Genomic DNA, 14,326 nt, shown 5'->3' with positions numbered 1-14,326 from the left:
CTGGCTGTTGGTACAAGATTTTATCGAACAAGGTGATACCATCACATATACCAACAAATACTACTTGATGTAGGTTGATACGAGTAGAGTTCAGTAGAATAGCGACGCGCTAAATTCAGCCAATACATTGAATTTTAGGCATAAAAACAGACGTCGGTTGACGTCTGTTTACTTGAAAATGGTACGCCCTACAGGATTCGAACCTGTGACCTACGGCTTAGAAGGCCGTTGCTCTATCCAACTGAGCTAAGGGCGCCTTGATGGGATACAGTCGCTTGGCGATGTGGGCTGGATTATACCGGGCATCACTGATGAGTCAATGAATTGGCGCGCTATTCGGGTCGGTCGGCGAATCCCTGAACAACTGTTGCATTATTCCTTGTTATTGTTGCAAATCACGTCAGCATATCGGAAGCGGTCTCGCACGTTGAGCAGTTTCGGCGATATCTGTTTGAGTTTTACCTTCATTGCTGAGTAAGTTAGTAGCCACCTGCCTGCAGAGTGACGTGGGTTTTTATTTTATAGGCAGCCGGTATGGGGTGTGCTGTACCGGCTGACGACAGTATCAAGGGTACATTGAGTGTATGCGTAAAAGGTTATTCGGGGTTTACGGAGTGATGCTGCTGATGGCGTTGTTTGCCTTCAGTTCAGTGAGTATGGCGGCGACAGACCCGGTATCGGATGGGCAAGGGGATGCCGTAGAAAAAGTGAATGTGGATACCGAACTGGTGAAGTTGCAAAAACAGCTCGATGGTATCAAACAACAGGTCTCCGGCACGACCACTGACGCTAAGCTCAACGCGCTCAACGATACCACGCTGGAATTGGTGGCCAGTGCGGATAAGCTCGCGGGTGTCATTGCACCGATGCGTGCGCAGCTACAGGCCCAACTGGACGTATTAGGGCCTGCGCCTGCGCCACAGGCCGCGGTGAGTGAAACGGCGGAGGTGACGCGTAAACGCACTTCGCTTAATCAACAAAAACAAAAGCTGGATACACAGGCCAATCAGGTTCAGTCGATAAAAACGGGTGCTGAGAACCTGTCGACGCAGATTCTGGCATTACGTCGCAATGTGCTGAAAAGTCAGCTGGCGCTCAATTCCGGCAGTATTCTGGGCAGCCGGTTTTGGTCACCCATTATCAAGCCGCTGCAGGAAGACGTGGAGCGTTTATCCGACTTGAGAGATGACCTGGGCGAGGCGTTTAGCGCCGCCTGGCAACCTGAGTGGCGTTATGGTTCGGCATTTTTCCTGTTTCTGGCGATAGCGCTGGGTACGGTCGGTCGAAAGCTGCTGGAGAAATATCTGGCGCGGGCGGGGATTCATCTTTTGCCGGAAGGCCGCCTGAGACGCAGTTTCCTGGCTATCGCAGTGGTGTTTTCCACGGTGCTGACGATGGGGCTGGCCATTCTGTTGGTGGATTATGTGTTCACCCGTCATGGCGATGTGACCGATCGTGCTGAAGGATTCCTGGAAGGATTGGTGCGGCTGGTTGTGTTCTGCTCGATGATTTCCGCGCTCGGACGGGCTTTTCTTTCCAATAAACGCCCATCGTGGCGATTACCGGCGATGGCTAACCCGGTGGCGAAGGCGATGGAGCCATTCTCGATTATTGCCACCAGCTTTATCGTTATTTTTGGTGTGATTGAGCAGATTAACACCGTTAGCGGTATTTCTGTGGGAGTGACGGTCGTAGGCAACGGCCTGTCGTCACTGTTTCTGGCGCTGGCGTTTGGAGCCATTGCCTTACGCAGCGATCAGATTCGGCGGCGTATGGTAGAGGCTGGCGAAACGCCAGAAGCTCGCTCTACGCTGGCAGGATTGATTCATCTGGCTGTGTTGTTAACGACGCTGGCGGTGCTGGTGTCGCTGTTGATTGGCTATATTTCGCTGGCTCGCTTCCTGACGTATGAACTGGTCTGGGTTGGCATGGTGTTATCGCTGTTGTATCTGACAACGATCTTTGTGGAAGATGTGTGCGAGAGCGTGTTTTCACCCGCATTCGCCTGTGGCCGACAGATTAAGCGAACACTGAATCTGGACGATCGCCATCTGGATCAGGCCGCGACTATTTTGTCAGCCGGGTTGAAAGTCATGCTGATTTTGATGGCGATTGTGGCATTGATGAATGGCACCTTTGGCTCCACGACACCGGTTGAACTGGTGCAAAAAGTCGTTGAAATCTGGGGCGGCAAAGGCCTGGAGTCTATCAGCATCGTACCTGCCCACCTGGTCAATGCCATTATCTTGCTGGTGATTGGTATTTATAGCCTGCGCGTGTCTCGCCGTTGGCTGGAGCATGATTTTTTCCCGAAAACGATGCTGGAAGCCGGTATCAAGGCCTCACTGGTGACGTTGTATTCCAATATCGGCTACATCCTGATTATTCTGCTGACGCTGGCGACGCTTGGCATCGAATGGAGCAAGCTGGCTTGGATTGTCAGTGCCCTGTCTGTCGGTATCGGGTTTGGTTTGCAGGAAATCGTGAAGAACTTTATTTCCGGGTTGATCCTGCTGACGGAGCGGCCGGTTAAAGTGGGGGATTTGGTCAACATCAGTGGCGTTGAAGGGGACATTCGACGTATTAATGTGCGTGCGACGGAAATTCAGTTGGGAGATCGTTCCACCGTGATTGTGCCTAACTCCCAGTTTATTTCGCAGAATGTACGCAATATTACGATGGGTAATCCACACGGCGTGGCAACGCTGGCACTCACTTTCCCGCTGGATATCGATCCGGAAATGGTCAGGAATATTCTGCTGGAGGCCTACCACGAACATGAAAAAATTCTGGACACCCCGGCACCATCTGTGATGTTTAGCCAGTTGACGCCAAACGGTATGGTACTCAGTGTCACCGGGTATGTTGGTAGTCCACGCATGGTATCGTCAGCTAAGAGTGACCTGTTGTTCGACATCATCAAGCGCCTGAGAACCGAAAATATTCCACTGGCCGTGCCGCAAAAAATGGTACTGGAAAGCAACGTGGATATTTCCTCGTTACAAACAGAAGCGTTACCGTTACCCAGACAGTAAAGCGGCGAGCGGCAGGAAAACAGTCAGGAAAATAATAGAGAGACGGTATCGCACCATCGTCGCCTTGTTGTCATCGTGACAAACCGGTTCCCCGCTTCAGTAGGGGGCCGGTTTGTCAGACGAATAGGGGGCTGTTAACGGGTTTGGGCGTGCGCCATCGCGATGTAGATGTCACGCAGGCGGCGAGTGACAGGCCCTGGCTTGCCGTCGCCAACCTGCCGACCATCGATGTTCACCACCGGTAACACGAAGGACGTGGCTGAGGTGATAAAAATTTCCCGCGCCTGCCAGGCTTCTTCCGGTGTGAATGGCCGTTCTTCTACCTTGATCTGCTGCTGCTCTGCCAGCGCAAGCAGTGACTGGCGAGTAATACCGTGCAGGATATCGTGACTCAACGGACGAGTGACCACGGTATTGTCATCCAGCACGATGTAACAGTTGCAGGAGGTGCCTTCGGTGACGAAGCCGTTTTCGACGAGCAGGGCATCATCTGCCTGATGGGCATGTGCATACTCTTTAGCCATACAGGCTGCCAGTAAACTGACGGTTTTAATGTCGCGGCGATGCCAGCGAATATCCGGGCAGGTCACCACCGAGAGCCCGGTTTCCGCTTTGGGGTGGGCAATAATGGGGCGAGCCTGGCTGAATAACACCAGCGTTGGTTTGACATCCGCCGATGGAAAGTAGAAATCGCGATCACCACCATTGCCACGGCTGAGCTGAAGGTAAATCGAACCTTCCTGTAGGTGATTTCGCTCAATTAACTGTTGGTGGATGGTTTTCAGGTCATCATTCGACACGGGCAGTGACAGGGAAAGCTCACGACAGGAACGCTGTAGTCGCATCAGGTGTGCGTCCAGGTCGACCAGTCCGCCGTTAATAACCGATGTCACTTCATATACCGCATCAGCAAACAGAAAGCCGCGATCGAACACCGAAATGGTGGCCTGGGATTCCGGCAGATACTGACCATCAACATAAACCATACGCTGCATGACAACACTCCTTAATGGTGTCGGGCAAAATCAATCATGTCATAACGCCGTATTGCCGTACTGGAGACACGACAGCTTCAGGCGTGTGGGAAAATTTCAGGAATCGGACGGGCAGTTCTGCCAGCGGCAGTCAGAGGCATCAGGAGCAAAGATTGTCGCGCGTCGTAACCGCGCATAAAGATACTGATTTCCCTGACCGGGTGAAAGTGCGTTGCGGCAGTCTTTCATAGGAAAAAGATATACTGTTGGTGTCGGATGGCGTTGGTGCGTCCCATCTTTGCCAGTGATAATTATCGTAGAAATGGGGGGTGTTGAACGGTTGTTGTTGAACGGTTATTGCTGAACGGTTGTAGGCGGTAACATCGCCGGATAAACCACTCCTGTGCCGGGAAAAAAATAATTATCTGCTGCTATCGACAGCATAGGTTAACTGGGATAGAGTGAGTAACGGCCCTTCTCACGGGCCAGGCGTCGCTCGGACGGTCCGGGCGCTCACGTTATCCTGAGGATTCTATGGCTGAATTTACTTCTCAGCGCCATTTTGCGCGCATCGATCGTCTCCCGCCTTACGTTTTTAATATTACAGCTGAATTGAAAATGGCTGCGCGTCGTCGCGGCGAGGACATTATTGATTTCAGTATGGGCAATCCAGATGGCCCCACGCCACCGCATATTGTTGAGAAACTGTGCACGGTGGCCCAGCGCGAAGATACCCACGGTTATTCCACATCACGTGGTATCCCGCGGTTGCGTCGGGCGATTTCCAACTGGTATGCCGAGCGTTATCAGGTCGAGATTGATCCCGAAAGTGAAGCGATAGTCACAATCGGTTCCAAAGAAGGTCTGGCGCATTTGATGCTGGCGACACTGGATCACGGTGACACCGTGCTGGTGCCGAACCCCAGTTATCCGATTCATATTTATGGTGCGGTTATTGCCGGTGCGCAGGTTCGCTCAGTGCCGTTGATCGAGGGTATCGATTTCTTCAACGAGCTGGAGCGTGCAATTCGTGAAAGTATTCCTAAACCTAAAATGATGATTTTAGGTTTTCCGTCTAACCCGACGGCGCAGTGTGTCGAGCTGGATTTCTTTGAGCGGGTTGTGGCGTTGGCCAAACAGTATGGGGTGCTGGTGGTACACGATCTGGCGTATGCCGATATCGTTTACGATGGCTGGAAAGCACCGTCGATCATGCAGGTTCCCGGAGCCAAAGAGATAGCGGTAGAGTTCTTTACGCTATCAAAAAGCTACAACATGGCAGGCTGGCGTATCGGTTTCATGGTGGGTAACCCGGAGCTGGTGAGTGCACTGGCGCGAATCAAGAGTTATCACGACTATGGCACGTTCACGCCGTTACAGGTGGCGGCAATCGCCGCGTTGGAAGGCGATCAGCAATGTGTGCGCGATATTGCCGAGCAGTATCGTCAGCGCCGCAATGTGCTTGTGCGTGGTCTGCATGAAGCGGGTTGGATGGTGGATGAGCCGAAAGCCTCAATGTATGTCTGGGCGAAAATCCCGGATGCTTACGCACATTTAGGATCGCTGGAGTTCGCCAAGCGACTACTGGCAGAGGCGAAAGTGTGTGTCTCTCCCGGTATCGGGTTCGGTGATTACGGCGACACGCACGTGCGTTTTGCCTTGATCGAAAATCAGGACCGTATTCGTCAGGCGGTGCGTGGCATCAAAGCCATGTTCCGTGCCGATGGCATATTGCCTGCCGCTAACGCGTTGTCCGGCAATAAGAAAGGAGGATAAGCCTGTCGGCCAGGCTTGCAGAAATATTTTTCTGATGGTTTGATCACGCCGTCCTTTGTCGCCGCTTGTGGCGACAAAGGGATAATGGTTTGCTAGGTGGATGCCCATGTCGGGCATCCCAGAGATGGAACTTAATCAATAAGACGAGTTGAGTCATGCATGTATCTTCGTTAAAAGTGGTGCTTTTCGGTGTCTGTTGTCTGAGTCTGGCGGCCTGTCAAACGTCCGCGCCGGTGAAAAACACGGCGTCTCGCAGCACAACCAGTCTGTCGGTTAATGAACAAGTCAGCCAACTGGCATCATTGGTGGCGGCCAGTAAATACCTGCGTGTGCAGTGTGAGCGTAGCGATTTGCCGGATGACAGCGTGATTCTGAAAACGGCAATGAAGGTGGCGGCGCAAAAAGGCTGGGATACGACCCGCTATCAAACCTTGCCGCAACTGAGTGAAAACCTGTATCAAGGGCTGCTGAAAGACGGTACGCCTAAAGCCACACAGTGCTCGTCGTTCAATCGCACGATGACGCCATTCCTTGACACTATGCGCACCGTCCGCTGATGAGGCAAGCAACTGCCTGACGTGCAGTTGCTGCATTATTTTTTCGTGGTTCTGATGGTTTTTTCCGGTTTCGACGTTGTTTTCGGCATCGCGTCTTCTCCGGCGTCGCTCCCTGGTTTTCCGCCCGGCCAATCCTGTAATGAATCCAGAATAAACGGCTCGCCATCGAAGCTGAAGATCACCATATCCTGTTCAATTTGCTCGATAATCAGCCCAGGATACGGGCTGTCGCCTTCCCGATAACGCTCTCCGTTCAGGGTGACGCTGCGTTTGTCTGGGTCAGAAGTATAGACGTGGGCGCTGAAGGCGATAGAGGGTAATTCGCCGGGTTGAGCGGTTTGCCAATGGGCTGGCGATTTTTGTGCTTTCGCTTCTCCTGCGGTATCTGTCGGTTCAGCCGAGGTGTCCTGATGATTCACGGCTGTCTGTGTCGGAAGCGACGCGGTAGCCTCGGTCGGCTTGTCATGGGGAGGCGTTGCAAGAACCGGTGAAGGCGCTGGCGAAGCGGCGATCGCTGCGATGGGTGTTGCTGGCGAGTGAATGTCCGCCCAGTGCAGATGACCAAACCACCCCAGCGTGAACAGCAGCAGCGCGTAAACCACCAGCAAATAACCGGGAATACGGTAGCCTGTTTGGGTCGATGTGGCCTGGGTCGATGATGTTACTTCCGGTGTATTTTTCACGTCTTACCTCAACGGTTATGCAGCCTGACGCTCTTTTGTGAATCCGTCTGACAGACCTTGGCAGGAATGTGGATGCCTTATTTTCCCGGGAATGAAAAGGAATAATCAACGCTTCATCCCAGTTATGTGACCTGAATGCCATTTCAACAACATTCTATTACGCTGCTCATTAATGCCGGTAAAAATTTGAGGCTGGTCGCAAAAAAAAAGCAGGAATATGTTTTAATGAAACGGCGTTTTACTATCATGTTTGTGTTGTTTCTTTTTTTGTACATAAAAGAATCACAGGCAGCGGATACAGTATAGGAAACCTAAATGACGTCAGGTGATTAAATAATCCGACGTATTTTGGGATGGCCTGATGGCAGGGAGCAAGCCGGGGGGCAATAGGGTGGTTCATCAACTGCTTAGCGGAAGATATATCTCTTAGACGATCGTTTTTTTAGATAACAGACGAGACGTCATTGGCGATAAAAGTCATCTTCTGCAGGAAAATTGTATTTTTGTATCAGTCAGCAATCTTAGTCACGACATGAAATGAGTATGTCAATAAAATACGATTCTTTTACAAGACAGAATATTTCTACGTGTTTAAGAAACTTCGGTAATACTTGTATGACCAATGATATCGAGTAGTGACTGGAACAGGGTAGGAAAATGGTTGCTGACTGGAGGATTGTCTTGTCATTAACCTGGGTTATATTGTTGAAGGTTTTAGCGCGACCCGGCATGACGGTACGGCGTGTCACTCGCCTGGCATAACAGGAAACAGGATGCCTGTCAGCCAGCAACATGACTGTAGACAGGTGTCGCATAAGCACGGTGTGATGACGAAAAACGCGAAAAAAATGCGCAAAACATGAATGTCATAAAGCATGAATGTCATCATGTGGGCGTGTCGCCTTTCCGGCAAACCAGTTTGAACACATATCATTACCTGTATCGGTGATATCTGGCCTGCAGGTATTAAAACGACAACCAACGCAGAAGCGCTGTTTTTCAGAAGTAGCATCCATTTCAAATGGGTGCCATGCCGTTAAACATGGCGCTGTATGGCCCTTATTCCACGTTTACGAACGTGGCAAGGATAATCGGCGAACACATAGGGATAATGTTTGCAGATGAATATCTCGACACTGCCACCGTTATCTCCGTCTGCTATCAGACGGATTTTGTTTTATCTGTTGATGCTGCTCTTTTGTCAGCAACTGGCGATGATTTTCTGGCGCATTGGTTTGCCGGAGAATACGCCGGTTGCCAGTGTGCAGATCACCCCGGCTCAAGCCCGGCAGCAGCCTGTTACCCTGAATGACTTCACGCTGTTCGGCGTTTCTCCTGAAAAAAATCGCTCGGGCGCATTGGATGCGTCGCAAATGAGCAATCTTCCGCCCTCTACGCTGAATCTTTCGCTGACTGGCGTGATGGCAGGCGACGATGCGTCCCGCTCGATCGCCATCATTAGCAAAGACAATGAGCAGTTTAGTCGCGGTGTTAATGAAGAGGTCCCCGGCTATAACGCCAAAATCGTGTCAATCCAGCCGGATAAAGTGGTGTTGCAGTACCAGGGACGTTATGAGGTGCTGGGGTTGTATGGTCAGGAGGAGAGCGGTGCGGACGGTGTACCCGGTGCGCAGGTGAATGAGCAGCTTCAGCAGCGTGCTTCCACCGCCATGAGTGATTACGTGTCGTTCTCTCCGGTGATGAATAGTAACAAACTGCAAGGATACCGGTTGAATCCCGGACCGAAGAGTGACTCGTTCTACCGTGTCGGACTTCAGGATAACGATATGGCAGTTGCCCTGAATGGATTGGATTTGCGTGATGAAGAGCAGGCTAAAAAGGCCATGGAACGTATGGCCGATGTGCATAACTTTACCCTGACGATTGAGCGGGATGGGCAGCGTCAGGATATTTATATGGAATTTGGGGGAGACGAGTAACGTGCTTGGCAAAGGGATAAAAAAAAGCTTGGGGTGGCTGGGGCTAACCGTTCTCCTGCTTGGCTCGCCGTGTGGCTGGGCCGCTGAATTTTCAGCCAGTTTTAAAGGAACCGATATTCAGGAGTTCATCAATACGGTCAGTAAGAACCTGAACAAAACGGTGATTATTGACCCAACGGTGCGTGGCACGATCAGTGTGCGCAGTTATGACATGATGAACGAAGATCAGTACTACCAGTTTTTCCTCAGTGTACTGGATGTTTATGGTTTTTCTGTCGTGCCGATGGATAACGGCGTGTTGAAAGTCATCCGTTCTAAAGATGCCAAATCGTCGTCCATTCCGCTGGCGAATAACGAACAGCCCGGGGTGGGTGATGAACTGGTAACCCGTGTGGTACCGCTCAATAATGTGGCCGCCCGCGATTTGGCGCCATTACTGCGTCAACTTAACGATAACGCCGGTGCCGGTACGGTGGTGCATTATGAACCTTCCAACGTACTGCTGATGACCGGACGTGCGGCGGTTATCAAACGGTTGGTGGATATCGTCAATACCGTGGATAAAACCGGCGATCGTGAAATGATCACCGTGCCGTTGACCTACGCATCAGCGGACGATGTAGCCAAACTGGTGAACGATCTCAACAAAACGGATGAGAAAAATTCGTTACCCAGCACCATGTTGGCGAATGTGGTGGCAGATAGCCGTACCAACTCGGTGGTGGTCAGTGGTGAAGAGAATGCCCGTCAGCGCGCGGTAGAGATGATCCGACAACTGGATCGCAAGCAGGTGGTGCAGGGTGGCACCAAAGTTATCTACCTCAAGTACGCTAAGGCGTTAGATCTGATCGAAGTGCTGGCCGGTAACGGAACCAGCGGCAACCGTAATTCATCGTCGCCCAATTCGTCTTCTTCGCGTTCAGGCAGCAGCACCAACAGCAACGGTACTCTCAGTTCGTCTAATAATTCCTCCAATTCGTCATCTTCCTCTTCGTCGTCGTCTTCATCCAGCTCCAGTATGGGGTTTGGTTCTGCGTTTGGTTCAACCAACAGTTCTGGTGGTCGCACGATCATGATTCAGGGCAAAGAGGTGACGGTGCGTGCCCATGATCAGACCAACTCACTGATCATCACCGCGCCGCCCGATATCATGCGAGACCTGGAACAGGTGATTAACCAATTGGATATTCGTCGGCCTCAGGTACTGGTAGAGGCGATCATCGCTGAGATTCAGGATGCCGACGGATTGAACCTGGGGATCCAGTGGGCCAATAATCGCGCCGGGATGACCCAATTCACCAATACCGGCATACCGATTTCAACGGCGGTGATCGGCACCGATCAGTTCCGTAAAGATGGAACCCTGACCACGGCCTATGCCAGCGCACTCGGTAGCTTCAACGGTATTACCGCCGGTTTCTATCGTGGTAACTGGTCGATGCTGATGACTGCATTGTCCAGCGACAGTAAAAACGATGTGCTGGCGACGCCAAGCATTGTGACGCTGGATAACATGGAAGCGACCTTCAATGTCGGTCAGGAAGTGCCGGTATTGACTGGGTCGCAAACCACGGTTGGTTCAGGAAACAACATTTTTAATACCGTGGAACGTAAGACCGTCGGTATCAAACTGCGTGTCAAACCGCAGATCAACGAAGGCGATTCGGTGTTGCTGCAAATTGAGCAGGAAGTCTCCAGCGTGGCAGACAGCAATAGCAGCGCCAACAGTTCACTGGGGGTCACCTTTAATACCCGAACGGTGAATAACGCGGTCATGGTCAGTAATGGCGAAACGGTGGTCGTAGGGGGCCTGCTCGATAAATCGACTGATGAAAACAACAGCAAAGTGCCGTTGTTGGGGGATATTCCGGTGCTGGGCAATCTGTTCCGTTCGAAGAGCCAGAGTGTGAAAAAACGCAATCTGATGCTGTTTTTACGACCGACTATCATCCGCGACCCGAAACAATTCCAGGATGCGTCGATCAGCAAATACCGCAGCTTTAACAACGAACAGCAGCAGCAACGTGGTGAAGGCAGCAGTGTGCTGGATAGCAACACGGTGCGTTTACCCGGTGGCAACACCTACACCTTCCGACAGGTGCAGTCATCTATCGCCGCGTTTTATCAGCCGGAGGGGCGATGAGCGCTCAGCCCGCCCACACGTCTGAATTACGACCTGTACTGCCGTTTGCGTTTGCCCGGTCACAGCAAATTCTGTTGCTGCAAGATGAGTCGGCAACCGTCGCAGAGGCGGTTTGTGTACCCGGCACCTCAGCACTGGCGTTACTGGAAGCTCGCCGGGTCGCCGGGGTGGCGTTGGCAGTGAGCCAGGTCAGTCCGGAAGAGTTTGAGCGGCAACTGGTTATGCGTTATCAGCGCGATTCTGAAGAAGCGCGACGCCTGATGGAAGACATCGGTAACGATATCGATTTCTACACGTTGGCCGAAGAGTTGCCGGACAGCGATGACTTACTCGATGCCGACGACGACGCACCGATTATTCGGTTGATCAACGCCATGCTCACGGAGGCCATCAAACACAAGGCGTCGGATATTCACATCGAAACCTTTGAGCGCCACCTGCTGATCCGCTTTCGTATTGATGGTGTGTTGCGGGAGATTTTGCGCCCGCAACGCCAACTGGCGTCATTACTGGTATCGCGTATCAAAGTCATGGCCAAGCTGGATATTGCCGAAAAGCGCGTCCCGCAGGATGGCCGTATGGCATTGCGTATTGGCGGCCGTGCCATTGATGTGCGTGTCTCGACCCTGCCTTCTAACTATGGCGAGCGCGTGGTGCTGCGTTTGCTCGATAAAAACAGCGTCCGACTGGATCTGGAAACGTTGGGGATGGCCGAGCACAACCGTCGCCAGTTGGATACGCTGATCCACCGTCCACACGGCATCATTCTGGTTACCGGCCCTACCGGCTCGGGAAAAAGTACCACCCTGTATGCCGCCTTGAGCCGACTCAACTCTGCCGAACGCAACATCATGACGGTGGAAGACCCGATTGAATATGAACTGGAAGGCATTGGTCAGACTCAGGTGAACCCCAAGGTTGATATGACGTTCGCCCGTGGTTTGCGCGCTATTTTGCGTCAGGACCCGGACGTGGTGCTGGTGGGGGAAATTCGTGACGGTGAAACGGCACAAATTGCGGTGCAAGCGTCACTAACCGGTCATCTGGTGTTATCCACCTTGCATACCAATAGCGCGCTGGGGGCGTTGTCCCGCTTGCAGGATATGGGGATCGAACCGTTTCTGCTGTCAACGTCGTTACTGGGCGTGCTGGCGCAGCGGCTGGTGCGCACACTCTGCCCGTCATGCCGTCAGCCGTATAACGTCGATGAGGAACAGGCAAAACAGACCGGGCTGGCGGTGGGAACCACGCTGTACCATCCCGGTGGTTGCGAGAAGTGTAGCTACAGTGGTTATCGCGGTCGTACCGGTATCCATGAGCTGTTGCTGATTGATGATACGGTGCGCACGGCGATCCATCGCGGCGAAAGTGAATTGGGGATTGCCCGGATGCTGGGCGATGAGCGAATCACGATTCGTCAGGATGGGATGGATAAAGTGCTGGCGGGCATCACCACCTGGGAAGAAGTGGTGCGTGTAACGAAAGAGGAATGACATGGCGCTGTTCCAGTATCAGGCATTAAACGCCCAGGGAAAGAGAAGTCAGGGCATGCAGGAGGCGGACTCTGCGCGTCACGCACGCCAGTTGCTGCGTGAGAAAGGGCTGGTGCCGGTCAAAATTGAGGAGCAGCGCGGCGAAGCCGCTCCCCGCAGCGGTTTTTCTCTGTCGCTGCGCCGTTCCCACCGTATTAGCGCCAGCGATCTGGCGTTGCTGACCCGGCAATTGGCGACGCTGGTCGCGGCGGCGTTACCGCTTGAAGAAGCACTCGACGCGGTGGCGAAACAGAGTGAAAAACCGAAGCTCAGCGCCCTGATGGCGGCGGTGCGCGCCAAAGTGGTGGAAGGGCATTCATTGGCTGAAGCGATGGGGAACTTCCCCGGCAGCTTTGAACGGTTGTACTGCGCCATGGTGGCAGCGGGCGAAGCCTCGGGCCATCTGGATGCGGTGTTAAATCGACTGGCGGATTACACCGAGCAGCGTCAACAGATGCGTAGCCGTATTCAGCAGGCGATGATTTATCCCTGTGTGTTGACCCTGGTGGCGATTTCGGTGGTGTCTATCCTGTTGTCTGCCGTGGTACCTAAAGTGGTCGAGCAGTTTATTCACATGAAACAGACGCTACCGTTATCAACCCGTTTACTGATGAGCGTCAGCGACGCGGTGAGAACGTATGGGCCGTGGGTGGTGCTATTGCTGATACTGGCTGTCATGGGGCTGCGCGTATTGCTGCGCCATGAGAAGCATCGTCTGGCGTTCCACCGGCGTTTACTGTTTTTGCCTGTCATTGGGCGGGTTGCCCGTGGTCTTAACACCGCCCGCTACGCCCGCACATTAAGTATTTTGAATTCCAGCGCCGTGCCGCTATTGCAGGCGATGCGTATCAGCGGTGATGTCCTGACCAACGATTATGCCCGTTTTCGGCTGGGGCAGGCGACCGACGCCGTACGTGAAGGCGTGAGCCTGCACAAAGCGTTGGAGCAGACATCGCTGTTCCCACCGATGATGCGCCACATGATCGCCAGCGGTGAACGCAGCGGTGAACTCGACGGCATGCTGACTCGTGCCGCGGATAACCAGGATCGCGAATTCAGCGCCCAGATGACATTGGCGCTGGGGCTGTTTGAGCCGCTGCTGGTGGTGAGTATGGCGGGCATTGTGCTGTTCATCGTGCTGGCTATCCTCCAGCCGATTTTGCAACTGAATACCCTAATGAGTATGTAGCGAAGATTGATACGTTAATGAGGTAACAAAGAGATGGAACGACGTCAGCGAGGTTTTACCCTGTTGGAAATCATGGTGGTCATCGTCATTCTTGGCGTACTGGCCAGTCTGGTTGTCCCTAACCTGATGGGCAACAAAGAAAAAGCCGACAAGCAGAAAGCCGTCAGCGACATAGTGGCGCTGGAGAGCGCGCTGGACATGTACAAACTGGATAACAGTCGTTACCCGACAACTGAACAAGGGCTGGGGGCGTTGGTGAAAAAGCCGACTACGCCGCCGGAACCTCGAAACTATCCGCAGGATGGGTATATTCGCCGTTTACCACAAGACCCATGGGGCGCGGAATACCAACTGGTCAGCCCTGGCCGTCACGGTAAGATAGACGTGTTCTCCTACGGCCCGGATGGCATGCCGGATACCGATGACGACATTGGCAACTGGAATGTCGGCAATGGTGCGCACAATAACGGTAACAACGGCAACGGGAACCCCTGATT

Annotated in this window: 10 protein-coding genes and 1 tRNA gene; 8 read left to right on the top strand and 3 right to left on the bottom strand. The window is 52.8% G+C overall.

All coding sequences use genetic code 11. The annotated features are described in order from the left end of the window. Nucleotides 1-179: 179 nt before the first annotated feature. Nucleotides 180-256 (bottom strand) — tRNA-Arg (locus DD586_RS14030). 328 nt (nucleotides 257-584) lie between these two features. On the opposite strand from DD586_RS14030, the gene DD586_RS14025 reads away from it, so the two are divergent. Continuing rightward, complete coding sequence (locus DD586_RS14025; protein ID WP_041164507.1) at nucleotides 585-3,035, top strand: DUF3772 domain-containing protein; 2,451 nt, start codon at nucleotides 585-587, stop codon at nucleotides 3,033-3,035. A gap of 134 nt (nucleotides 3,036-3,169) precedes the next feature. Here DD586_RS14025 and DD586_RS14020 read toward each other — a convergent pair whose 3' ends face one another. After that, a complete protein-coding gene (locus tag DD586_RS14020; RefSeq protein WP_012885491.1) occupies nucleotides 3,170-4,030 on the bottom strand; it encodes a D-amino-acid transaminase in 861 nt (286 codons plus the stop codon). 513 nt (nucleotides 4,031-4,543) lie between these two features. Here DD586_RS14020 and alaC point away from each other — a divergent pair. Together alaC and outS are read left to right on the top strand one after the other, a co-directional pair. Continuing rightward, nucleotides 4,544-5,785, top strand: a complete 1,242-nt coding sequence (gene alaC, locus DD586_RS14015) for an alanine transaminase (protein WP_012885490.1) — start codon at nucleotides 4,544-4,546, stop codon at nucleotides 5,783-5,785. A 155-nt stretch (nucleotides 5,786-5,940) separates the two neighbouring features. Further along, nucleotides 5,941-6,342, top strand: coding sequence for a GspS family T2SS pilot lipoprotein variant OutS (gene outS / locus DD586_RS14010; RefSeq protein ID WP_012885489.1), 402 nt, complete (start codon nucleotides 5,941-5,943; stop codon nucleotides 6,340-6,342). A gap of 35 nt (nucleotides 6,343-6,377) precedes the next feature. Here outS and gspB read toward each other — a convergent pair whose 3' ends face one another. Beyond that, nucleotides 6,378-7,025 carry a type II secretion system assembly factor GspB gene (gene gspB / locus DD586_RS14005; protein ID WP_012885488.1) on the bottom strand — a complete coding sequence of 216 codons (648 nt, stop codon included), beginning with the start codon at nucleotides 7,023-7,025 and terminating at the stop codon, nucleotides 6,378-6,380. A 1,121-nt stretch (nucleotides 7,026-8,146) separates the two neighbouring features. On the opposite strand from gspB, the gene gspC reads away from it, so the two are divergent. The 5 genes from gspC to gspG are packed head-to-tail and all read left to right on the top strand — an operon-like array spanning nucleotide 8,147 to nucleotide 14,324. Beyond that, nucleotides 8,147-8,965 carry a type II secretion system protein GspC gene (gene gspC / locus DD586_RS14000; RefSeq protein ID WP_012885487.1) on the top strand — a complete coding sequence of 273 codons (819 nt, stop codon included), beginning with the start codon at nucleotides 8,147-8,149 and terminating at the stop codon, nucleotides 8,963-8,965. A 1-nt stretch (nucleotide 8,966) separates the two neighbouring features. Continuing rightward, entirely contained in the window at nucleotides 8,967-11,108 is a 2,142-nt protein-coding gene (gene gspD / locus DD586_RS13995) for a type II secretion system secretin GspD (RefSeq protein WP_012885486.1), read from the top strand. Then, complete coding sequence (gene gspE, locus DD586_RS13990) at nucleotides 11,105-12,601, top strand: type II secretion system ATPase GspE (RefSeq protein ID WP_012885485.1); 1,497 nt, start codon at nucleotides 11,105-11,107, stop codon at nucleotides 12,599-12,601. Before gspD ends, gspE begins: the two co-directional genes overlap by 4 nt. 1 nt (nucleotide 12,602) lies before the next feature. Then, entirely contained in the window at nucleotides 12,603-13,829 is a 1,227-nt protein-coding gene (gspF, locus tag DD586_RS13985; protein WP_012885484.1) for a type II secretion system inner membrane protein GspF, read from the top strand. Between the two features lie 33 nt (nucleotides 13,830-13,862). After that, complete coding sequence (gene gspG / locus DD586_RS13980) at nucleotides 13,863-14,324, top strand: type II secretion system major pseudopilin GspG (RefSeq protein ID WP_012885483.1); 462 nt, start codon at nucleotides 13,863-13,865, stop codon at nucleotides 14,322-14,324. The last annotated feature ends 2 nt before the right edge of the window (nucleotides 14,325-14,326 follow it).

The sequence above is a fragment of the Dickeya parazeae Ech586 genome (genome assembly GCF_000025065.1).
In the GTDB taxonomy this organism is placed as follows: domain Bacteria; phylum Pseudomonadota; class Gammaproteobacteria; order Enterobacterales; family Enterobacteriaceae; genus Dickeya; species Dickeya zeae.
This window is presented reverse-complemented; position numbering and strand designations above follow the sequence as displayed.

Excerpts from the sequence above, each read along its gene's own strand:
- DD586_RS14020 (WP_012885491.1), bottom strand. The coding sequence starts at position 4,030 with ATGCAGCGTATGGTTTATGTTGATGGTCAGTATCTGCCGGAATCCCAG.
- DD586_RS14025 (WP_041164507.1), top strand. The coding sequence starts at position 585 with ATGCGTAAAAGGTTATTCGGGGTTTACGGAGTGATGCTGCTGATGGCG.
- gspE (WP_012885485.1), top strand. The coding sequence starts at position 11,105 with ATGAGCGCTCAGCCCGCCCACACGTCTGAATTACGACCTGTACTGCCG.
- gspC (WP_012885487.1), top strand. The coding sequence starts at position 8,147 with ATGAATATCTCGACACTGCCACCGTTATCTCCGTCTGCTATCAGACGG.
- alaC (WP_012885490.1), top strand. The coding sequence starts at position 4,544 with ATGGCTGAATTTACTTCTCAGCGCCATTTTGCGCGCATCGATCGTCTC.
- gspF (WP_012885484.1), top strand. The coding sequence starts at position 12,603 with ATGGCGCTGTTCCAGTATCAGGCATTAAACGCCCAGGGAAAGAGAAGT.
- gspG (WP_012885483.1), top strand. The coding sequence starts at position 13,863 with ATGGAACGACGTCAGCGAGGTTTTACCCTGTTGGAAATCATGGTGGTC.
- outS (WP_012885489.1), top strand. The coding sequence starts at position 5,941 with ATGCATGTATCTTCGTTAAAAGTGGTGCTTTTCGGTGTCTGTTGTCTG.